Below are 225 nucleotides of genomic sequence, written 5' to 3'. Positions count from 1 at the left end.
CAGGTCATGGTCGAGCCCTTCATCCCCGGCAAGGAACTGGCGGTCAGCGTGATCGGCGAGGCGACCGGCCCGCGCGCCCTGACCATCACCGACATCACCCCGACCAAGGGCTTCTACGACTACGAAGCCAAATACGCGCCCGGCGGCTCGCGCCACGTCCTGCCCGCCGAGCTGCCGCCGCACGTCTTTGACAAGGCTTTACGTCAGGCCGAGCTGGCCCACGCG

1 pseudogene is annotated in these 225 nt (G+C 68.4%); it reads left to right on the top strand.

The window, feature by feature from the left end:
- Positions 1 to 225 (top strand): annotated as a pseudogene (locus tag RRF55_RS28540) (hypothetical protein); the annotation flags it as partial.

It is taken from the genome of Klebsiella sp. K47 (assembly GCF_051858335.1).
Lineage (GTDB): Bacteria > Pseudomonadota > Gammaproteobacteria > Enterobacterales > Enterobacteriaceae > Klebsiella > Klebsiella pneumoniae.
The sequence above is the reverse complement of the archived record's forward strand: the minus strand, read 5'-3'. Positions and strand labels throughout refer to the sequence as shown.